19 protein-coding genes are annotated in these 20,226 nt (G+C 64.4%); 18 read left to right on the top strand and 1 reads right to left on the bottom strand.

What is annotated here, in order from left to right; all coding sequences use genetic code 11:
- The first annotated feature begins 166 nt into the window (after nt 1-166).
- From PQQ53_RS16455 to PQQ53_RS16430, 6 genes are all read left to right on the top strand, one after another.
- Nucleotides 167-745, top strand: coding sequence for a YqgE/AlgH family protein (locus PQQ53_RS16455; protein WP_408144372.1), 579 nt, complete (start codon nt 167-169; stop codon nt 743-745).
- Nucleotides 742-1,182 (top strand): Holliday junction resolvase RuvX, encoded by a 441-nt coding sequence (gene ruvX / locus PQQ53_RS16450; protein ID WP_408144374.1) that lies wholly within the window; start codon nt 742-744, stop codon nt 1,180-1,182. The genes PQQ53_RS16455 and ruvX overlap by 4 nt, the downstream gene beginning before the upstream one ends.
- A complete protein-coding gene (gene pyrR, locus PQQ53_RS16445; RefSeq protein WP_408324918.1) occupies nt 1,169-1,687 on the top strand; it encodes a bifunctional pyr operon transcriptional regulator/uracil phosphoribosyltransferase PyrR in 519 nt (172 codons plus the stop codon). The genes ruvX and pyrR overlap by 14 nt, the downstream gene beginning before the upstream one ends.
- A 188-nt stretch (nt 1,688-1,875) precedes the next feature.
- Entirely contained in the window at nt 1,876-2,901 is a 1,026-nt protein-coding gene (locus PQQ53_RS16440; RefSeq protein WP_121316675.1) for an aspartate carbamoyltransferase catalytic subunit, read from the top strand.
- Nucleotides 2,902-3,081: 180 nt separating this feature from the next.
- Nucleotides 3,082-4,362 (top strand): dihydroorotase, encoded by a 1,281-nt coding sequence (locus PQQ53_RS16435; protein WP_408152941.1) that lies wholly within the window; start codon nt 3,082-3,084, stop codon nt 4,360-4,362.
- Between the two features lie 65 nt (nt 4,363-4,427).
- A complete protein-coding gene (locus PQQ53_RS16430; protein ID WP_408152940.1) occupies nt 4,428-5,261 on the top strand; it encodes a lysophospholipid acyltransferase family protein in 834 nt (277 codons plus the stop codon).
- 123 nt (nt 5,262-5,384) lie between these two features.
- Here the strand turns inward: PQQ53_RS16430 and PQQ53_RS16425 are convergent, their stop codons facing one another.
- Nucleotides 5,385-6,257, bottom strand: coding sequence for a symmetrical bis(5'-nucleosyl)-tetraphosphatase (locus tag PQQ53_RS16425; protein ID WP_408324916.1), 873 nt, complete (start codon nt 6,255-6,257; stop codon nt 5,385-5,387).
- A 202-nt stretch (nt 6,258-6,459) separates the two neighbouring features.
- Here PQQ53_RS16425 and PQQ53_RS16420 point away from each other — a divergent pair, with 202 nt between their 5' ends.
- The 12 genes from PQQ53_RS16420 (at nt 6,460) to PQQ53_RS16365 (ending at nt 20,218) form a co-directional block, all read left to right on the top strand.
- On the top strand, nt 6,460-7,371 hold the full coding sequence (locus PQQ53_RS16420) for a GDP-mannose 4,6-dehydratase (protein WP_408324914.1): 912 nt from the start codon (nt 6,460-6,462) through the stop codon (nt 7,369-7,371).
- A gap of 494 nt (nt 7,372-7,865) precedes the next feature.
- Nucleotides 7,866-8,927, top strand: coding sequence for a dTDP-glucose 4,6-dehydratase (gene rfbB / locus PQQ53_RS16415; RefSeq protein WP_408324913.1), 1,062 nt, complete (start codon nt 7,866-7,868; stop codon nt 8,925-8,927).
- 10 nt (nt 8,928-8,937) lie between these two features.
- Nucleotides 8,938-9,831, top strand: coding sequence for a glucose-1-phosphate thymidylyltransferase RfbA (rfbA, locus tag PQQ53_RS16410; RefSeq protein ID WP_408324911.1), 894 nt, complete (start codon nt 8,938-8,940; stop codon nt 9,829-9,831).
- Entirely contained in the window at nt 9,816-10,367 is a 552-nt protein-coding gene (rfbC, locus tag PQQ53_RS16405; RefSeq protein WP_408324909.1) for a dTDP-4-dehydrorhamnose 3,5-epimerase, read from the top strand. Before rfbA ends, rfbC begins: the two co-directional genes overlap by 16 nt.
- A gap of 12 nt (nt 10,368-10,379) precedes the next feature.
- The gene (gene rfbD, locus PQQ53_RS16400; RefSeq protein WP_408324907.1) at nt 10,380-11,306 is read left to right on the top strand and encodes a dTDP-4-dehydrorhamnose reductase; all 927 of its coding nucleotides are present in this window, start codon (nt 10,380-10,382) and stop codon (nt 11,304-11,306) included.
- Nucleotides 11,307-11,594: 288 nt separating this feature from the next.
- The gene (locus tag PQQ53_RS16395; protein WP_408324905.1) at nt 11,595-13,010 is read left to right on the top strand and encodes a mannose-1-phosphate guanylyltransferase/mannose-6-phosphate isomerase; all 1,416 of its coding nucleotides are present in this window, start codon (nt 11,595-11,597) and stop codon (nt 13,008-13,010) included.
- A gap of 1 nt (nt 13,011) precedes the next feature.
- Nucleotides 13,012-13,830 (top strand): ABC transporter permease, encoded by an 819-nt coding sequence (locus PQQ53_RS16390; protein WP_408324903.1) that lies wholly within the window; start codon nt 13,012-13,014, stop codon nt 13,828-13,830.
- A 4-nt stretch (nt 13,831-13,834) separates the two neighbouring features.
- Nucleotides 13,835-14,611 (top strand): ABC transporter ATP-binding protein, encoded by a 777-nt coding sequence (locus PQQ53_RS16385; protein WP_121316686.1) that lies wholly within the window; start codon nt 13,835-13,837, stop codon nt 14,609-14,611.
- A 280-nt stretch (nt 14,612-14,891) separates the two neighbouring features.
- A complete protein-coding gene (locus tag PQQ53_RS16380) occupies nt 14,892-16,274 on the top strand; it encodes a phenylacetate--CoA ligase family protein (protein WP_408324900.1) in 1,383 nt (460 codons plus the stop codon).
- A complete protein-coding gene (locus PQQ53_RS16375) occupies nt 16,271-17,848 on the top strand; it encodes a polysaccharide deacetylase family protein (RefSeq protein ID WP_408324898.1) in 1,578 nt (525 codons plus the stop codon). The genes PQQ53_RS16380 and PQQ53_RS16375 overlap by 4 nt, the downstream gene beginning before the upstream one ends.
- Nucleotides 17,845-18,966 (top strand): non-hydrolyzing UDP-N-acetylglucosamine 2-epimerase, encoded by a 1,122-nt coding sequence (gene wecB / locus PQQ53_RS16370; RefSeq protein WP_408324896.1) that lies wholly within the window; start codon nt 17,845-17,847, stop codon nt 18,964-18,966. The genes PQQ53_RS16375 and wecB overlap by 4 nt, the downstream gene beginning before the upstream one ends.
- Nucleotides 18,959-20,218 carry a glycosyltransferase gene (locus PQQ53_RS16365; protein WP_408324894.1) on the top strand — a complete coding sequence of 420 codons (1,260 nt, stop codon included), beginning with the start codon at nt 18,959-18,961 and terminating at the stop codon, nt 20,216-20,218. The genes wecB and PQQ53_RS16365 overlap by 8 nt, the downstream gene beginning before the upstream one ends.
- The last annotated feature ends 8 nt before the right edge of the window (nt 20,219-20,226 follow it).

Genomic DNA, 20,226 nt, shown 5'->3' with positions numbered 1-20,226 from the left:
GCCCCATACCGCCCACATGCCTCACCCACACCGTGGCTCAGGCCCGCGTGCGTGATAGAGTGCAACTTGATTCGTCGTCGATGGCTCGCGGCATGTTTCATGACACGCATCGCGGTTCCACGCTCAAAGCCCGCCATCCTGCATCGTCTTTGCTAAAATCCGAACTATGTCCAAGAGTACCGATCGCATCAATCTGACCAACCAGTTCCTGATCGCCATGCCGAACATGGCCGATCCGACGTTTTCGGGAACGGTGGTCTACCTTTGCGATCACAGTGAGCGCGGCGCGCTCGGCCTCGTGATCAACCGGCCGACCGACATCGACCTCGAAGCGCTCTTCAATCGCATCGACCTCAAGCTCGAAATCGAACCCCTTCTCCATGTGCCCGTGTATTTCGGCGGCCCGGTGCAAACCGAGCGCGGCTTCGTGCTGCACGATCCGAAAGACGGCAACGCGTACACCTCGTCGATGTCGGTGCCGGGCGGTCTGGAAATGACCACCTCGAAAGACGTGCTCGAAGCCGTTGCAAGCGGCACCGGTCCGGAACGTTTCCTGCTCACGCTCGGCCACGCCGGCTGGGGCGCGGGTCAGCTCGAAGAAGAGATCTCGAAGAACGGCTGGCTGACGGTCGAAGCCGACCCGAAAATCATCTTCGACGTGCCTGCCGAAGAGCGTCTCGAAGCCGCGCTCGCGCTGCTCGGCATTTCGCTGTCGATGCTCTCGGGCGAGGCGGGCCACGCATGAACCTGCCGGCCGGACGTGAGGCGACGCTGCTTGCGTTCGACTACGGTGAAAAACGCATCGGCGTGGCGGTCGGCAATTCGCTGACGCGCAGTGCGCGTCCCCTCGTCATCGTGCAGAACCGCAGCCGCGAATACCGCTTCGAAGAAGTCGGCAAGCTGATCGCCGAGTGGCGGCCTGACGCGCTGGTAGTCGGCTTGCCGATGCACCCGGACGGCACGCCCCACGAAATGACTCAACTCGCGAAGCGCTTCGGCAATCAGCTGAACGGCCGCTTCAATCTGCCGGTGACGTGGATCGACGAGCGCTATTCGTCGGTCGAGGCGAAAGCGGAAATCCGCGCCGGCAAAGGCCGCGCCGATATGCTCGACGCCGAAGCCGCCAGCATCATCCTCCAGCAATATCTAGACGGACTTTCCGACGATCATGAGCTCCATTGACGCCGAAGCGCTTTATCGCGCGTTGCTCGACCAGATTCGCGCGGTGTACGGCGATCAGCCCGGCTTCGTGCTGGCCGGCATTTACAGCGGCGGCGCGTGGCTTGCCGAGCGGCTCGCGCGCGACCTGAACCTGCCGAGCTTCGGCGTGGTGAACGTCGCGCTGCATCGCGACGACTACGCGAAAAAAGGCCTGCATTCGCAGGCGAGCCCAACCTCGCTGCCGTTTTCGGTCGACGGCGCGCGCATCGTGCTGGTCGACGACGTGCTGTACACCGGCCGCACGATTCGCGCAGCGCTCAATGAACTGTACGACTATGGCCGTCCGGCGTCGGTCGAACTGGCGGTGCTCGCCGATCGCGGCGGGCGCGAGTTGCCGGTGGCGGCGCGCTTCGTCGGCGGCGTGGTGAACGTGCCCGCCGACGCCACGCTCGTGCTGGCCCGCGAAGAGAACGGCGAAGCGGGCGCACCGCGTTTCACTTTTCACACTGAAGCACGCGTCGATTGAACCGGTTGCGACACCGTGCGCGGCGCCGCAACCGGCCGCATGTCGCGTCACGCATCGGGCAAACCACGCCAAAAAGAATCCGAAGCCGGCCGCCGCCGCATGGCGCGCGAAAGCCGGCGCTAAATCGTCACACGCAGCCAGCATCGACATCGATCACGTTGAAGCCCCGTATTTGAAGCAGGTACACCATGAACACCGCCACCCAGGCCCCGCAGGATTCCGCCGACAGCGCCAGCGAGCGCTTCCGCTATGGCTTCCTGAAGGGCAACCCGCAGCTCACGAAAAACGGCGAGCTCAAACATCTGTTGTCGATCGAGGGTTTGCCGAAGGCGATCGTCAACCAGATTCTCGACACCGCCGACCAGTTCGTCAGCGTGACCGACCGTGAAGTGAAGAAGGTGCCGCTGTTGCGCGGCAAGTCGGTGTTCAACCTGTTTTTCGAGAACTCGACGCGCACCCGCACCACCTTCGAAATTGCCGCGACGCGTCTGTCGGCGGACGTGCTGAATCTGAACATCAACGCGTCGTCGACCAGCAAGGGCGAGTCGTTGCTCGATACGATCAACAACCTGTCGGCGATGCATGCCGACATGTTCGTCGTACGCCATGCATCGAGCGGCGCGCCTTACCTGATCGCCCAGCACTGCGCGCCGCACGTGCACGTGATCAATGCCGGCGACGGCCGTCACGCCCACCCGACCCAGGGTCTGCTCGACATGTACACGATCCGCCACTACAAGAAGGACTTCACGAAGCTGCGCGTGGCGATCGTCGGCGACATTCTGCATTCTCGGGTCGCGCGTTCGGACATCCATGCGCTGACTACGCTTGGCGTGCCGGAAGTGCGCGCGATCGGTCCGCGCACGCTGCTGCCGGGCGGCCTTGAACAGATGGGCGTGCGGGTCTTCCACAATCTCGACGAAGGCCTGAAGGACGTCGACGTGATCATCATGCTGCGCTTGCAGAACGAGCGTATGAGCGGCGCCTTGCTGCCGTCGGCGCAGGAGTACTTCAAGAGCTGGGGCCTGACGCCGGAGCGTCTCGCGCTCGCCGCGCCCGACGCGATCGTGATGCACCCCGGTCCGATGAACCGCGGCGTCGAAATCGATTCGCAGGTGGCCGACGGTCCGCAATCGGTGATTCTGAATCAGGTGACATTCGGTATCGCGGTGCGCATGGCGGTGATGGGCATCGTCGCGGGCAATCACGATTGAGTTCGCCAGATTCGGGCGCCACGCTGCAACAGGCGTGGCGGCATCGAGTCACACCGTTATCCCGGTACCCACACACTGTACGACCCACGCGGTAAGTCACGCGTGACCTGGCTGAACATCAAGCTGAACCACCAAGCTGAACCACCAAGCTGAACCACCAAGCTGAACATAAGGCAGCGCATGAAGATTCATATTCAAGGCGGCACGCTGATCGACCCGGCAGCGGGCACCGAACAGCAGCAGGACATTTTTATCGCGGCGGGCAAGATCGTCGCCATCGGGCAGGCGCCGGCCGACTTCCACGCGGCGAAGACGATCGACGCGAAGGGCCTGCACATCGCGCCGGGTCTCGTCGACTTGTCCGCGCGTTTGCGCGAGCCTGGCTACGAACACAAGGCGACGCTCGAATCCGAAATGGCCGCGGCGCTCGCGGGCGGCGTGACGAGCCTCGTCTGTCCGCCGGACACCGACCCGACGCTCGATGAACCGGGCCTTGTCGAGATGCTCAAGTTCCGCGCGCGCAACCTGAACCAGGCGCACGTATATCCGCTCGGCGCGTTGACGGTCGGCTTGAAGGGGCAGGTCATCACTGAGATGGTCGAACTGACGGAAGCGGGCTGCATCGGCTTCTCGCAGGCCGACGTGCCGGTGGTCGACACCCAGGTGCTGATGCGTGCGCTGCAATACGCGAAGACTTACGGCTACACCGTGTGGCTGCGTCCGGTCGACGCCTACCTCGGCAAGGGCGGCGTCGCCGCGAGCGGCGCGCTGGCGTCGCGGCTCGGGCTCTCGGGCGTGCCGGTATCGGCGGAAACGATCGCGCTGCACACTATCTTCGAACTGGTGCGCGTGACGGGCGCGCGCGTGCATCTGTCGCATGTGTCGTCGGCGGCGGGCATTGCGCTCATGCGCGCGGCGAAGGCCGAGGGCTTGCCGGTATCGTGCGACGTCACCGTGAATCACGTGCACCTGATCGATCTCGACATCGGTTACTTCGACGCGCAGTTCCGTCTCGACCCGCCGCTGCGTCAGCAGCGCGATCGCGAAGCGATCCGCGCGGGTCTCGTCGACGGCACGATCGACGCGATCTGCTCCGACCACACGCCAGTCGACGACGACGAAAAGCTGCTGCCGTTCGCCGAAGCCACGCCGGGCGCAACCGGGCTGGAACTGTTCCTGTCGTTAACGGTGAAATGGGCCGACGAAGCGGGCGTGCCGCTCGCCAAGGCGCTGAACCGCATCACGGCGGCGCCGGCCGACGTGCTCGATCTGAATGCGGCCGGCCGCATCGCGGTGGGCGCGGTGGCCGACCTCTGCGTGTTCGACCGTCACGCGCATTGGCGCGTCGAGCCGCGCGCATTGAAGAGCCAGGGGCACAACTCGCCGTTCCTCGGCTACGAACTGCCGGCGCGCGTGCGGGCGACCATCGTATCCGGTCACGTCGCGTTCGAGCAGCGTTGATCGCCACGGCATCGCGTCGCTCATAACACGCACGGTCCATTGTCCAGTCACGGAACGCTCCGACCATGAAGCTCGCGTTACGCAAAGCCCGTCTGATCGCGCATCTGCTGCACGGCATGTGGACCGTGGCGACGCGTTTTCCCGGCGCCGGCGCTGAACGGCGCCACGCGCTCAATCGCGCGTGGTCGCTGAAAATGCTGCGCCTGTGCGGCATGCGGCTCGTCGTGCATAACGACAATGCACGGCTCGACCGCGGCGCGCTGGTGGTCGCCAATCACATCTCGTGGATCGACATCTACGTGATCAATGCGTGGCGGCCCACGCCGTTCGTGTCGAAGGCGGAGATCCGGCAATGGCCGGTGGTCGGCTGGCTCGCGCAGCAACTGGATACGGTGTTCATCCAGCGCGAGAAGCGCAGCGACGCGAAGCGGATCATGCACGAGTTGTCGGACCGTCTGAGCGCCGGCGAGCTGATGTGCGTGTTTCCGGAAGGCACCACGTCCAACGGGCTCGCGCTGCTGCCGTTTCACGCGAATATGTTCCAGGCGGCGGTGTCGGCGGCGGCGCCCGTGCAGCCGCTGTGCATCATGTATGAAGACGCGCAGGGCCGGCAGTCCACGGCGCCCGCGTATATCGACGACCTGTCGCTTGCCGATTCGCTGAACCTGCTGTTGCGCGGCGGGCCGCTGACCGCGCACGTGTATGTGGGCGAGCCGCTCGCGGCGGGCGCGGACCGGCGGGCGCTGGCCGCGCAAGCGGAAGCGATCATCGGCGAAGCATTGCGGGAGATGCAGCGAGGCACCGCTAAAGCGGGGGCGGTAGTGGCGGAAGAGACCACGTTGTCCGCTGCGACGGGCGCGATGATCGAGCCCGCCGACCGGTCGGGCCATTCGGCTTGATGTCTGGCCGGGTGCCGGCTTGAGCGCCGGGTTTGACGCCGGGCCGCGCGACTTGCGCCGGCGTCTGCTTCAGCGTTCTCTCTGGCGCTCCGGCGCGTTCTCCACGCACCGGCTCGCACAGGTCTAGTTGCCGCCACCCGGCACGCGGCAGGACTCGCAGTCGACCTGCGTCAGCGTGCGTTGTGCGGGATCTTGCGCAAGCCTCACCGCGGACAGTTTCGCGCCCCACACGCAACCCGAATCGAGTCCGATCAGGTTCTCACGCATCAGCAAACCGAGCGCGGCCCAATGACCGAACACCACGGTCACGTCCGCTGTCTTGCGCGACGGCACGTCGAACCATGGCACGCAGCCCGACGGCGCGGAGTTCAAGGTGCCGCTGCTGCTGAAATCCATCGCGCCGTCGGCATCGCAGAAGCGGATGCGCGTCAACGCGCTGCACGTCACGCGCAAGCGGTCGATGCCCTTGAGGCCAGGCTTCCAGCGATTGGGCTCATTGCCGTACAAACCGGCGAGCGTTTCTTTCCAGTTCGGTGCGCGCAACGCGCGCTGCAACTCGTCGGCGAGTTCGAGCGTCAGGTTCACGTCCCATTGCGGCAGGACGCCCGCATGCACCATCAGCATGCCATTCTCGAAGTAGGCGAGCGGGCGGTGGCGCACCCATTCGAGCAGGTCGGCGGCGTCGGGCGCGGCGAGGATCTCGTCGATCGTGTCGCCTTTCTTCGACTTGCGAATCCCCGCCGACACCGACAGCAGATGCAGATCGTGATTGCCCAGCACCGGCACGGCGCGCTCGCCGAGCGCGATCACGTCGCGTAGCGTGGCGAGCGATTCGGAGCCCCGGTTGATCAGATCGCCTGCGAACCACAGCGGCGTGCCGGCCGGCGGCGCGGCCTTGGCGAGCAGTTGCTGGAACGGCTTGCGGCAGCCCTGCAGATCGCCGAAAGCCAGGGGGACCAAATGAGAGGAGGCGGTAGAAGTGGTTGAGGGTGTCATCAAGGAGTCGGTGCGGTTCGATACTCGCGGTGACGCACGAGGCGTGCCGCGTTGGGCAGTGCAACATGCTAGCGTGACATAATAGCCCGTTTGATGCTTCGGTTTCGCGCCGGGCCGCGTCGGCTGCCGCTAGCAGGCGGCCTCGCGTGCACTGCGCGCGATATTGCAACACAACAGGATGACCCCCGTGAACGGAGAATGCATGTCGTCTATCCATGCGAAGCCACCTATCCGCACGCTCGTCACCGGTGCGAGCGGTTTCACCGGCCGCTATCTGGTTGAAAAGCTGCTCGGCCGCGGCCACACCGTGATCGAAACGACGGCCAGCCGCGATGAACCTGAAACGCCGACGCGGCTCAGGCTCGACATCACGTCGCCGGAGGCCTGCCGGCGCGTGATCGAGACCGCACGGCCCGACTACATTGTGCACCTCGCCGCGATCAGCTTCGTGGGCCATAGCGATCCGCTCGACTTCTACCGCGTCAACGTGCTCGGCACGCTGAATCTGCTGGAGGCGTGCGACGCCGTCGGCCACACGCCGCGCAAGGTGTTGATCGCGAGCAGCGCGAATGTCTACGGCAACGTGACGGGTGACGCGATCGACGAAAGCTTTCCGCTCACGCCGGTCAATCACTATGCGGCCAGCAAGGCGGCCATGGAAGCAATGGTGCGCACGTGGTTCGAGCGCTTGCCGATCCTGATCGTGCGGCCGTTCAACTACACCGGTCGGGGCCAGGCGTCGAACTTCCTCGTGCCGAAGATCGTCGAGCATTTCGCGCGCCGCGCGCCGTCGATCGAACTCGGCAACATCGACGTCGCGCGCGACTTCTCGGACGTGCGTTACGTGGCGAGCGCGTACGAAGCGCTGCTCGATTCCGATACCGCATCCGAAACCGTCAACGTCTGCACTGGAACGCCCTACACGTTGCGCAGCATTCTTTCGGCGGCCAGCGAGCTGACCGGGCATGAGATCGAAGTTCGCATCAATTCCGCATTCGTGCGCAAAACCGACGTGAAGGTGCTGGCCGGTTCGCCGGCCAAATTGCGCACGCTGGTGCCGGCGGTCGAGTCGATTCCGTTCATCGAAACGCTGCGATGGATGCTCGCTGCATAACGCGCGGCATCCGCGATTAGCGATCGCATCGCTATTTGCGTTGCTCATCGCTAGCCGACTGCAGTCTGCTATTGCGTCGTCGTGCACGCGCCTGCATGCCGTTTCGGGCATGGGCGCGTGCACGGTGGTCGCTTTCCGCTGATTGTGCTTCGCTCGTCGGGCGCAACACGACGCGCCATCTTTCCCGCCACGCAGGCATCGCTGCATGCGCCTCGACGCGGCCTGCAACACCGGCTCCCGCAGGCGTCCCACATCAAAAATCTCATAATTCAGGTCAATGGCAACTAAACTTGTCAAGCTGTTTCAAGTTGTTAGGGTTGCTAGTTTTTGCCGGGGGCGGCTTTATAATCGGGGCATCATAAAATTGGCGTCTGAGCGTCTGCGTGCATAAGGACGGAGAAAACGGGCGCCTGCAGAGTCGGAACATCACCACATGGGGTGAGCAGGCCGGCGAACCCATTCCGACCTGCCACTAACATCTAGAAGGGAATTTCATGATCCTGGTAACGGGCGGCGCCGGTTTTATCGGCGCCAATTTCGTGCTCGACTGGCTCGATGCCTCCGACGAAGCGGTGCTCAACGTAGACAAGCTGACCTACGCTGGCAACCTTGGCACGCTCAAGTCGCAACAGGGCAATCCCAGGCACGTCTTCGTGCGCGCGGATATCTGCGATCGCGCTGCGCTCGACGCGCTGTTCGCCGAGCACAAGCCGCGTGCCGTTTTGCACTTCGCCGCCGAGAGCCACGTGGATCGTTCGATTCACGGCCCGGCCGACTTCGTGCAGACCAACGTGGTCGGCACCTTCACGTTGCTCGAAGCCACCCGCAGCTACTGGAACACGCTCAGCGAATCCGATAAGGCGGCATTCCGCTTCCTGCACGTGTCGACCGACGAAGTGTTCGGCTCGCTGTCCGCTACCGATCCGCAATTCTCCGAAACCACGCCGTACGCGCCGAACAGTCCTTATTCGGCAACCAAGGCGGGCTCCGATCACCTCGTGCGCGCCTACCATCACACGTATGGCCTGCCGGTGCTGACGACGAACTGCTCGAACAACTACGGCCCGTACCAGTTCCCCGAAAAACTGATTCCGCTGATGATCGCCAACGCGCTCGGCGGCAAGCCGCTGCCGGTGTACGGCGACGGCCAGAACGTGCGCGACTGGCTGTACGTCGGCGACCATTGCAGCGCGATCCGGGAAGTGCTCGCGCGCGGCACGCCGGGCGAGACGTACAACGTCGGCGGCTGGAACGAGAAGAAGAACCTCGAAGTCGTGCACACGCTGTGCGACCTGCTCGATCAGCTGCGTCCGAAGGCGGGCGCTTCGTATCGCGATCAGATCACGTATGTGAAGGATCGTCCGGGCCACGACCGCCGCTATGCGATCGACGCTCGCAAGCTCGAACGCGAACTCGGCTGGAAGCCGGCGGAAACGTTCGAGACCGGGCTCGCGAAGACGGTCCAGTGGTATCTGGACAACCAGGCCTGGTCCGACGAAGTCGCCTCGGGCGAATATCGCAAGTGGGTTGAGACCAACTACGCGCAGCGCGCGTAAAGGCACGGCAATGGCGCGCAAAGGCATTATTCTCGCGGGCGGATCGGGCACCCGCCTCTATCCGATCACGCACGTCGTCTCCAAGCAACTGCTGCCGGTCTACGACAAGCCGATGATCTACTACCCGCTGTCCACGCTGATGGTGGCGGGTATTCGCGACGTGCTGATCATCTCCACGCCGCAGGACACGCCGCGCTTCGAAGCGATGCTCGGCGACGGCAGTCAGTGGGGGATGAACATCCAGTATGCGGTGCAGCCTTCGCCGGACGGTCTCGCGCAGGCGTTCATCATTGGCCGCGACTTCGTGGGCCATGATCCGTCGGCGCTGATTCTCGGCGACAACATCTTCTACGGCCACGATCTCGCGAAGCAACTCGAACGCGCGAATAACCAGGACGATGGCGCCACCGTGTTCGCGTATCACGTGCACGATCCGGAGCGCTACGGCGTGGTCGAATTCGACAAGCAGTTTCGCGCGTTGTCGATCGAGGAGAAGCCGGCCAAACCGCGTTCTAACTACGCGGTCACGGGCTTGTACTTCTACGACAAGCAGGTTTGCGATATCGCGGCGGACATCAAGCCGTCGCCGCGCGGCGAGCTCGAAATCACCGACGTGAACTCGCGTTACCTCGCCAATGCCGCGCTCAATGTCGAGATCATGGGCCGCGGTTATGCGTGGCTCGACACGGGCACGCACGATTCGCTGATCGAGGCGGCCACGTTCATCGCGACGCTGCAAAAGCGCCAGGGCCTGGTGGTCGCGTGTCCGGAAGAGATCGCGTACCGGCGCAGCTGGATCGACGACGAGCAACTGCTGGCGCTCGCCAAACCGCTCGCCAAGAACGCCTACGGACAGTATCTGCAAAACATTCTTACGGACCAAGTGGCATGGCCATCCAAGTAACCGCTACCGCGCTGCCCGAAGTCAAGATCATCGAGCCGAAGGTGTTCGGCGATGCGCGAGGATTTTTCTTCGAGAGCTTCAATGCGATCGAGTTTGCCGAGAAGGTACAGGCAGGCGTCGAGTTCGTGCAGGACAACCACTCGCGCTCCGCGAAGGGCGTGCTGCGCGGCCTGCATTACCAGATCCAGAATGCGCAGGGCAAGCTGGTGCGCGTGGTCGAAGGTGAAGTATTCGACGTGGCCGTCGACATCCGCAAGAGCTCGCCGAATTTCGGCAAGTGGGTGGGCGTGCATCTGTCGGTGGAAAACCAGCGGCAATTGTGGGTGCCGCCCGGTTTTGCGCATGGCTTCGTGGTGCTGTCCGAATCCGCGCAGTTCCTCTACAAGACCACCGACTACTGGTTCCCCGAGTACGAGCGCAGCATCGTCTGGAACGATCCGGCGATCGGCATCGAATGGCCGTTCGATTTCGAACCGCTGCTGGCCGCGAAAGACGCGGCGGGCAAGCGTCTGGCCGATGCCGAAGTCTACGCATAAGGGGGTGGCCGGATGAGCGCACACAATGCCACGCGGACGATTCTCGTCACCGGTGTGAACGGCCAGGTAGGTTACGAGCTCGCGCGAACGCTGCAAGGGCTCGGCCCCGTGGTCGCGGTGGACCGGGCGAGGCTGGATCTGTCGAATCCCGATCAGATTCGCGCCGTAGTCCGCGACGTGCGGCCCGCGCTGATCGTCAATCCCGCCGCCTATACCGCGGTCGACAAGGCGGAGCAGGAGTTCGACCTCGCCATGCGCATCAACGGCGAAGCGCCGGGTGTGCTCGCCGAAGAAGCGAAGAAGCTGGGCGCGGCGCTGATCCACTATTCGACCGACTACGTGTTCAACGGCGAGAAGGACGGCGCTTACGTCGAGGATGACCCGACCAATCCGCAAAACGCCTACGGGCGCACCAAGCTCGCGGGCGAGCAGGCCATCGCGGCAACCGGGGTCAATCATCTGGTGCTGCGCACGAGCTGGGTGTACGGCACGCGCGGCAAGAATTTTCTGCTCACCATGCTGCGCCTGGGCGCCGAGCGGCCCGAGCTGAAGGTCGTCGCCGACCAGTTCGGCGCGCCGACCTGGTGCAACACGATCGCCACGCTGACCGCGCACCTGAGCGCCCAGGCCTTCGCCGCCGAAGACAGCGCGAAGTGGTGGAGCGAACGCTCGGGCGTCTATCACCTGTGCGCCGGCGACGCGACGTCGTGGCACGGCTTCGCATCGGCAATCTTCGAACTCGCCGACTTGCCGAACAAGCCGAACACGCTGCCGATCCCCGCAGCCGACTATCCTACGCCGGCCGCACGTCCCGCCAACTCAAGAATGTCGAACGAGAAGCTGGCGCGTGTGTTCGGGCTGGCCGCGCCGCATTGGCGCGACGCGCTGAAGCTGTGTCTGACGGACGGTTTTCCGAAGTCGCCCGCCGCGCGTCCCTGACGCGCGGTTTCGGCATGGGCTTTTGTGATGCGATGCGCCACGCGATGCGCCTGATCTGTTGCTCGCTGCCGCACCGCCACCCGCACGCTGTCTAACGATATCGAAAGGGGTCGGGGGTAGAATATCGTTCGACGAAGGAGACTCGCGCCGGTCCGTCGACGGGTACGGCGCGCGAACAGTCACGGCGCGCATATGGCCGTACGACCCGCGTGGTTCGAGGGTCGTGCCGACTATCCAACACCGGTGCGGCCACGAGCCGCGTAATAAATACGGTACTGAGAGGACGCTGTGAGTTTGTTACCGATCATCCTGTGTGGCGGGGCGGGGTCGAGACTATGGCCCGTCTCGCGCGAACTGCACCCGAAGCCGTTCATCCGGCTCGCGGACGGCGAAAGCCTGCTGCAAAAAGCCTTCCTGCGCGCGGTGGCGCTGCCTGGCGTGAAGGAAGTGCTGACGGTAACCAATCGCGATCTGTTCTTCAAGACTGAAGACGATTTCCGCGAAGTGAACGCGAAAGGCTACGCCACGTCGTTCATCCTCGAACCGTTCGGCCGCAATACGGCTGCAGCGGTTGCCACGGCGGCATTGCATACGGCCAGCGTGCACGGCGATCAAACCGTCATGCTGGTGCTCGCCGCCGATCATCTGATCGCCGACCAGGCTGCCTTCGCGGCGGCCGTGGCGGAAGCGCAGACGCTCGCGCAAGCGGGCAAGGTCGTGACCTTCGGCGTGCATCCTGAGACGCCGGAAACCGGTTACGGCTACATCGAAGCGAGTGGCAACGAGGTCGTGCGCTTCGTCGAAAAGCCGTCGCTCGAGAAGGCTCGCGAATATCTGGCGTCGGGCAAGTTCGTGTGGAATTCGGGCATGTTCTGCTTCACTGCGGGCACGATCCTGAAGGAAATGCGGCAGCACTGTCCGGACATTCTCGACGCGGCGAGCGCCTGCATGGAGAAGTCACCCTCCGCCGCCGGCAAGGACGGCGCGCAGGTGCGGCTGGAGCCGGGCAGCTTCGGCGCGGTGCCGGACCTCTCGTTCGACTACGCGGTGATGGAGAAGTGCGAACACGCGGCGGTGGTGCGTTGCGACATCGGCTGGACCGACGTCGGCTCGTGGACCGCGCTCTCCGACCTGTCGCCGGCGGACGGGTGCGGTAATCGCGTGGAAGGCGAAGCGTTGCTGATCGACGTGAAGAACTGCTATTTGCGCGGCGGCGAGCGGCTGATCGGCGCGGTGGGCGTCGACAATCTGATCGTGATCGACACGCCCGACGCGTTGCTGATCGCAGATAAAAACCGCGCGCAGGACGTGAAGCAGATTTTCGCCGAACTGAAGTTGCGCGGCCATGAAACCTACAAGGTGCATCGCACGGTGCATCGCCCCTGGGGCACGTACTCGGTGCTCGAAGAGGGCACGCGCTTCAAGATCAAACGCATCGAAGTCAAGCCGGGCGCGAGCCTCAGCTTGCAGATGCATCATCACCGCAACGAGCATTGGGTGGTGGTGAGCGGTATGGCCAAGGTCGTCAACGGAGACAAAGAGTTCTTCGTGTCGACCAACCAGTCGACCTATATTCCGGCGGGTCACAAACATCGCCTCGAAAATCCCGGCGTGGTCGAGCTCGTGATGATCGAAGTGCAGAGCGGCGAATACCTGGGCGAAGACGACATCGTTCGCTTTGAAGACATTTACGGACGTACTTGAGATGGATATCAGCTTTACTAACGACTCGGAAGATCTGACGCGTCACACCGAGAACGACGACCTGCTCGTCGGGATGAAATCGGTGCGCGTGTGGGGCACGCTTGGCTGGCACGACATCCGGCAACGCTATCGCCGCTCGGTGCTCGGGCCGTTCTGGTTCACGCTGAGTACGGTCATCATGGTCGTCGTGCTCGGCGCGCTGTACTCCACGTTGTTGCACCAGGAAATCTCCGACTATCTGCCGTATCTCGCGGTGGGGCTGGTCGTGTGGGCCTATCTGGCCTCGGTCGCCAATGAAGGCTGCATGGCCTTTATAGGTGCCGCGTATCTGATCAAGCAGATCCGTCTACCACTCACCGTCCATGTGTGCCGGATTGCATGGCGCAACTTCGTGATCCTGCTGCACAGCCTGCCGGTGGTCGTGGTGCTACTGCTCATCTTCGGCCACTGGCCCGGCTGGGAATTCGTGCTGGTGCCGTTCGCGCTGCTGATCCTGCTGCTGCACGGCGTGTGGCTCGGTGTGACGCTCGGCGTGCTGTGCGCGCGCTTTCGCGACATTCCGCCGATCGTCACCAATCTGATCCAGGTCGTGTTCTTCTTCACGCCGGTCATGTGGTCGCCGGAGATTCTGAAAGACCGCGCGTGGGTCGCCGAATACAACCCGCTGTATCACCTGATCGAAACGGTGCGTGCGCCGCTCACCAACCGTCCGACCCATTGGGAATCGTGGGCCTGGTCGATCGGCTTGCTGATCGTCGGCTTTGCGTTCGCGCAATTCCTGATGAAACGTTTCCGTAATCGCGTTCCTTACTGGCTTTGATATTGTGAGTTCTTCATCCATTGTCGCTCGTAACATCTCCGTCGAATTTCCGATTTACGAGAACTCTCACCGCTCGCTAAAAAAGGCGGTGCTCAATCTGACGACGGGTGGCCGGATCGGCCAGGATGCAGGCCGCCATGCGATCGTCCGGGCGATCGACGACCTCAGCTTCAGCTTCACCGAAGGTGAGCGCGTCGGTCTGATCGGTCATAACGGCTCCGGCAAGACGACGCTGTTGCGTACGCTGTCGGGCGTCTATGCGCCGGTGCGCGGCGAACTGAAGGTGCAGGGCAAGATCGCGTCGCTGCTGGACGTGTCGATGGGTCTCGACCCGGACGCCACCGGTTTCGAGAACATCTATCTGCGCGGCATTCTCGACGGCCTGAAGCCGGCGCGCATCCGCAGCAAGATCGACGAGATCGCCGATTTCAGCGAACTGGGCGACTACCTGAATCTGCCGGTGCGCACCTATTCGAGCGGGATGATGCTGCGTCTCGCGTTCGCGATCTCGACCAGCGTCGAAGCCGACATCCTGATCATGGACGAGTGGCTGAGCGTGGGCGACGCCGAGTTCAGCATCAAGGCGGCCGAGCGGCTGGAGAGCCTCGTGGGCAAGGCTGCGTTGCTGGTGGTGGCGTCGCACGATCCGAAGCTGGTGGCGCGCGTGTGCAACCGCAAGATTTCGATGGAGCACGGCCGGATGGTGGCGGACGAACCCGTGAGCCCGCCGCAGGAAAGCGACGGGCCGCTCGTCAGCCAGACCGCGCAATTGCCGCACTGACAGCACGGGCTGCCGTCCCGAGCGGCTGCGGCGGATGAGCGGGAGCGGGACATCGCGCCGTCGTCCGTTGCACGCATTGCCTGTCGTGCGCCGTGCATAGCGAATTTGCCGTTTCCCGGCGAGGCTTCGTGGCCCCTACAATCATTGCCAGGAAAGCGCCTGCGAGTGCGTCGCGGCGCGTCCGGCGCGAGCCAGACAGGCGTAACCCACAAGCGCACCCCAGAGGCGCGACCCGAGGCGCAACATAGACGCGCCACAGGCGTAACAAGGTTCGAACTTCATGCGAGCTAATCACCCATTTCTGCGCTACTCCGAATCCCTGCTCGTGCGCCAGCCGTTTCGCACGTTGAAGGGTTTCGCGGGCGGCTACATCGCGTATCCGATTGCCGAGAACCGCGAAAAACGCAACGTGCGGGCCAAAATCCGCGAACTGCGCGAGCACTACACGCTGCCGATGCCGCATCGCCGCCGCATCGCGCTCGAACGCCTCGCCGGCATGCTCGAATTCGCCGGCGCGCAGGTGCCGTATTACCGCGACCTGTTCAAGGCTTTGCAGTTCGAGCCGGCCAAGGTCAAGGAGGATGCGCGTTATCTGGAAGAACTGCCGTATCTGACCAAGGACATCATCCGCGAGCAGGGGCCGCGCCTTTTGTCAGGACCGCTCGAAGCGGGCCGGCATCACGCGTGCAAGACCGGCGGCTCGACGGGGCTCTCCACCACGATCTACTACGATCAGCAGGGCGCGGATTACTCGTCGGCGGTCACCAGCTACTGCCGTGAGCGGATCGGCAAGCTGCGGCATCGCTCGGAGCTGCACTTCGCGTGCCGCTTCCCGGATCAGGTGATGCCCGAGTGGCCGTCGCGCGAAGACTTCAAATGCTTCGCGATGAACCGCAGCAACATTTTCTTCGACCGCATCGACGATCAGGGCCTCGAAGAGATGTGGCGCACGCTCAAGCGCCGCAAGCCGTATCTCGCGCACTCGCATCCGTCGACCATGTACGCGCTCGCCTGCTACGTGCAGCGCAAGTATGGCGGCGGCAAGGCCTTCCAGGTGTTCGAATCGAGCGGCGAACTGCTCGAACCGCATGCGCGCGAGATGATCGCGTCGGCGCTGCGCTGCCGGGTGATCGACCGCTATGGTCTCGCCGAACTCGGCGTGATGGCCTACGAACTCGACGGCCATGAAGGCGGCTTCCAGATTCTCGAATCGGAAGGCTGGCCCGAAAGCCGCATAGCGCAAGACAACCCGGACGGCGCGCATGAACTCGTGTTCACCGGTTTCCGCAACAGGCTGATGCCGCTGATCCGCTACGCGACCGGCGACCTCGCGCGCGTGCAGGAAACGGCCAAAGGCTTCTTTCTGACCGACGTCGTCGGGCGGATTCACGACGTGGTGCCGATCAACGGCGTCGCGCATCCGACCCATCACATCCAGGACATGCTGGACCATCGTGTCGGCGGCATTCAGGAATTCCAGATCGATCTGCGTACGACGCCGCCGACCTTGCGCATCGTGCTCGAACCGTCGGCCAACGCGGACGAGACGACGGCGAAGCTGCGCCACTTCTGGCAGGACGCGTTCACGATCGCCTACGTCGGCCACGACGATTTCGTGCGGGTTGGCAGCCGCGCGAAGTTCCGTCACGTGGTGACCGCATGATCGGCGTTCTGTTTCCGAACGCGGCGGCCGAAGCCGGCCAGTACGTGCTGGCGGCGCTGCAACGCTCGGTCAGCGCGACCCAGGCGCAGTCGATTACGCGCAGCACGGTGCGCGAGCGCGCGCCGGACCTCGTGGTCGCGGTCGACGCGCCCGATGGCTGGAGCGCGGACCTGATCGCATGGTTGCGCGCGAGGCCGCGCAAGCTCGTGGTGTTCGGCCACATGCCGATCGCGCTCGCGGATATGCTGGGTTATCAGGCGACCGGCTTGCCGGTGAACCTCCCCGCCGCGAGCCGCAGCGCGGCGGCGCCGGCGCATGCATCGCGCGAGAGCGCGGCGGCGGTGCGCTACGGCGCCTTGGCGCAGACGCTCGGCGGCGCGCCGTGGCATCGTCCGTTCGAGCGCTTCGATTTCACCGACGAGTGGAACAACCTCGGCTACGGCGCGATTCGTTGCGATGGCTCGATCTGGTCGCTCAGGGAAGCGGTGCAGGTGCCCGCCGAAGCGGAACTCGCGGCGCTCGAGGTGGCCGGCGAGCGGCAGTTCGCCTACGCCGCGCTATGGGATGTCGACGGCTCGAGCGTGTTGTGGTTCAACCGGCCGGTCGGCCCGTGCGATTCGTTCGAATGGCGCATGGTCGAGCAATTCGTGTCGGGCTACCGCGCGGACACGCTGCCGTGTCAGCCGGTCCTGAGCGAGCTGCCATGGGGCTACGACGCGGCGATCACCTCGCGGCTCGATTGCGACGAAGACATCGAGTCGGCGCGTCCACTGTGGCAAGCGTATCAGCGCATGGGCGTGCCGTTCAGCCTGGCCGTCAACTCGCAGAACCTGAGCCGCACCGAACATCACGGCATTCTTCGCGAACTGCTCGCCGACCGGCAACAGGGCGCGGTGCTGTCGCACACGGCCACGCACGCGCCGAACTGGGGCGGCAGTTATGACTGCGCGCTCGCGGAGGGCAGCCAGTCGGCGCAACTCATCGAGGCGGTGACCGGTGTGCCGGTCCGTTACGCGGTGTCGCCGTTTCACCAGTCGCCGCCGTACGCGATGCGTGGCCTCGCCGATGCCGGCTATGACGGCTGCATCGGCGGGATCATTCGCAACGACCCCGAGTTTCTGACGGCGCGCGGTGGCGCGCTGGCCGGCATGCCGACGGGCTTCGTTGGGCACAGCCAGCAGTGCATGCTGCATGGCGAATGCATGCTCGAAGAAGGCGATCCGCTCGCCGTATTCAAGCAGGCCTTCGACTACGCATACGCCACCAACACGCTGTTCGGCTATCTCGACCATCCTTTCTCCGAGCGCTATGCGTACGGCTGGAAGGACGAGGCGTCGCGGATCGACGCGCACGAGCAGTTCATCGCGTACATGCGCAGCAAGGCGCGCCAGCCGCTGTTCCTGCACGAGGATGCCGCGCTCGACTTTCTGCGCTTCAGGTCGCTCACGCAGATCGTCGAAGAGGGCGGCGCGTTCCGCGTCGTCACGCCATCCAGTCAAACGACCCCGTTGACGCTCGGCGTCGAGTTCCGGGGCGCACACACGCAGGTCGAGTCGGGGAAAGCACTGCAATGAAAGTCATGGTGGTGATGGGCACGCGGCCCGAGGTGATCAAGCTGGCGCCGGTCGTGCGCGCGTTGCGCGGCGAATTCGACACGGTCGTTTGCGCGAGCGGGCAGCACAAGGATATGGCCGCGCAGGCGCTGCAATTCTTCGGCATCGAACCGGACATCACGCTCGATACGATGAGCCCGGGGCAGTCGCTGAACGCGTTGTCGTCGCGCCTGATCGCGGCGCTCGACCGCGCGCTCGACGAAGTGCGTCCCGACTGGGTGATCGTTCAGGGCGATACGACGACCGCCTTCTGCGCCGGTTTCGCGGCGTTTCATCGCGGCGTCCGCGTGGGCCACGTCGAAGCGGGGCTGCGCACCGGCGATCTCGCGAGCCCGTTTCCCGAGGAAGCGAACCGCAGTCTGCTGAGCCGCATCGCGACGCTGCATTTCGCGCCCACCGAACTGGCGCGCCGCAATCTGCTGAGCGAAGGCGTGGCCGAGCAGAAGATCGTCGTGACCGGCAACACAGTGGTGGATGCGATCGGCGCGGTGCGCGAAAGCTGGAGCAAGACGCCGCCGCGCAGTCCGTTGCCTGAATGGCACGGCGCGCAGAAGCAGCATGTGCTAGTCACCTGCCATCGGCGGGAAAATTTCGGCGACGTGCTGCAAGACATCTGCCGCGTGCTGCGCGATCTTTGCCAGCGTTATAGCGACTACCGCTGGGTGTTTCCGGTGCATCTGAATCCTTCCGTGCGCGCGCCGGTGCATCGCGAACTCGACGGCATCGCGAACCTCGCGCTGATCGAACCGGTCGACTATCCGACGAGCCTCTATCTGATCAGCGGCAGCGCTGTTGTTGTCAGCGACTCCGGCGGCATTCAGGAAGAAGCGCCGACCTTCGGCGTGCCGGTGGTCGTGATGCGCAATCACACCGAACGCCGCGAAGGCGTCGACGCCGGCTTCGCGACGCTGGCCGGCCAGGCCGCGGCGAGCATCGAAGGCGCGGTGTGCGGCTGGCTCGACGATCCGGCGCGCCGCGCTGCGCTGCGCAATCGCGCGAATCCGTATGGCGACGGGCTGGCTTCGGAGCGGATTGTCCAGAGTTTGCAGGGCCGCGCGGTCGAGGTGTTCGTTGGTTGAGGGCAAGTTTCAGGGCAACGAAAGCGCATTGGCCGCCCAGGACTGCGTACTGTTTTCCACCGCCGATTGGGACGAACCGTATTGGACCAACAAGCAGCACACGGCGAGCATTCTCGCCGCGCGCGGCTGGCGGATTCTGTATGTGGAAAGCGTCGGCTTCCGTTCGCCGAAGGTGGGCAGCGGCCGCGACTGGCAGCGTTTGTGGCGCCGCCTGTGGCGCGGTGTGCAGTCGCTTGTGATGGGACCGCCGCGGCGCGCGGACAACGTCTGGGTGCTGTCGCCGCTGATGGTGCCGGCCGGGCATCACCTGCCGTTCGTGCGCGCGTTGAACCAGGCGTTGCTGCGCTTTTCCGTGACGCGCTTCGCGAGATCGCGGCGCTTCAGGAAGCCGGTGGTCTGGACGTATCACCCGTACATGCTCGATGCGATCGAGACGCTGCCGCGCGGGCCGCTCGTGTATCACTGCGTCGACGATATCGCCGAGATTCCGGGCGTCGACGTCGTGGCGTTCCGTAACGCGCAGCAGGCGCTGCTCGGCCGCTGCGAGGCGGTGTTCACGACGGCGATGTCGCTGAAGGAAGTGTGCTTGCCGTTCAACCGCAATACGCATTTCTTCGGCAACGTGGTGGACGACGCGCACTTCGGCGAGGCGCGCAGCGAAGGTCCGCTGCCCGCCGAGCTTGCCGCGATTCCCGAACCGCGGCTCGTCTATCACGGCGTGCTGTCCGACTTCAAGGTCGACTTTCCGTTGCTGCTGCAAACCGCGCAGGCGCGGCCGCACTGGCAGTGGATCATCATCGGCGAGGAGCGCGAAGGGCAGCGCAGCGAGCTGCTCGCACAACTGGCGCGCCTGCCGAACGTGCATCTGCTCGGCTATCGCCCGTATCGCATCCTGCCGCAGTACTTGCGCGGCATGCAGGTCGGCGTGCTGCCGACGCTGCTCAACGACTACACCCGTTCGATGTTCCCCATGAAGTTCTACGAATACCTCGCGGCCGGCTTGCCGGTCGTGTCGACCCCGCTCGATTTCGCGAAAGAGCCGCGCGCGGGTCTCGAAGTGGGCGGTGAGCTCGACGCGTTCGTCGCGGCCATCGAAAAGCAGTTGGCGCGCGGCAAGCTGAGCGCCGACGAAGCACGCGCGGCGGTCGGTGAGAACACGTGGGAAGCGCGGCTCGACAAGATGCTCGGAATTACGTTTGGCGGCCATGCCGCCGGCAACGGCAGGCCGGCTTCGCTGGACGCGGTTGCATGAGCGGCGCC

Origin of the sequence: Paraburkholderia strydomiana, from assembly GCF_046030495.1 — a bacterium.
In the GTDB taxonomy this organism is placed as follows: Bacteria; Pseudomonadota; Gammaproteobacteria; order Burkholderiales; family Burkholderiaceae; genus Paraburkholderia; species Paraburkholderia strydomiana_A.
Note: the sequence above shows the minus strand (reverse complement) of the source record. Positions and strands in the feature narration are given on the sequence as shown.

Bases quoted from the DNA above. Each gene is read 5' to 3' on its own strand.
- PQQ53_RS16420 (WP_408324914.1), top strand. From the start codon at position 6,460: ATGTCGTCTATCCATGCGAAGCCACCTATCCGCACGCTCGTCACCGGT.
- rfbC (WP_408324909.1), top strand. From the start codon at position 9,816: ATGGCCATCCAAGTAACCGCTACCGCGCTGCCCGAAGTCAAGATCATC.
- PQQ53_RS16380 (WP_408324900.1), top strand. From the start codon at position 14,892: ATGCGAGCTAATCACCCATTTCTGCGCTACTCCGAATCCCTGCTCGTG.
- pyrR (WP_408324918.1), top strand. From the start codon at position 1,169: ATGAGCTCCATTGACGCCGAAGCGCTTTATCGCGCGTTGCTCGACCAG.
- PQQ53_RS16435 (WP_408152941.1), top strand. From the start codon at position 3,082: ATGAAGATTCATATTCAAGGCGGCACGCTGATCGACCCGGCAGCGGGC.
- rfbD (WP_408324907.1), top strand. From the start codon at position 10,380: ATGAGCGCACACAATGCCACGCGGACGATTCTCGTCACCGGTGTGAAC.
- PQQ53_RS16430 (WP_408152940.1), top strand. From the start codon at position 4,428: ATGAAGCTCGCGTTACGCAAAGCCCGTCTGATCGCGCATCTGCTGCAC.
- ruvX (WP_408144374.1), top strand. From the start codon at position 742: ATGAACCTGCCGGCCGGACGTGAGGCGACGCTGCTTGCGTTCGACTAC.
- PQQ53_RS16425 (WP_408324916.1), bottom strand. From the start codon at position 6,257: ATGACACCCTCAACCACTTCTACCGCCTCCTCTCATTTGGTCCCCCTG.
- wecB (WP_408324896.1), top strand. From the start codon at position 17,845: ATGAAAGTCATGGTGGTGATGGGCACGCGGCCCGAGGTGATCAAGCTG.
- rfbA (WP_408324911.1), top strand. From the start codon at position 8,938: ATGGCGCGCAAAGGCATTATTCTCGCGGGCGGATCGGGCACCCGCCTC.
- PQQ53_RS16375 (WP_408324898.1), top strand. From the start codon at position 16,271: ATGATCGGCGTTCTGTTTCCGAACGCGGCGGCCGAAGCCGGCCAGTAC.
- rfbB (WP_408324913.1), top strand. From the start codon at position 7,866: ATGATCCTGGTAACGGGCGGCGCCGGTTTTATCGGCGCCAATTTCGTG.
- PQQ53_RS16440 (WP_121316675.1), top strand. From the start codon at position 1,876: ATGAACACCGCCACCCAGGCCCCGCAGGATTCCGCCGACAGCGCCAGC.
- PQQ53_RS16455 (WP_408144372.1), top strand. From the start codon at position 167: ATGTCCAAGAGTACCGATCGCATCAATCTGACCAACCAGTTCCTGATC.
- PQQ53_RS16390 (WP_408324903.1), top strand. From the start codon at position 13,012: ATGGATATCAGCTTTACTAACGACTCGGAAGATCTGACGCGTCACACC.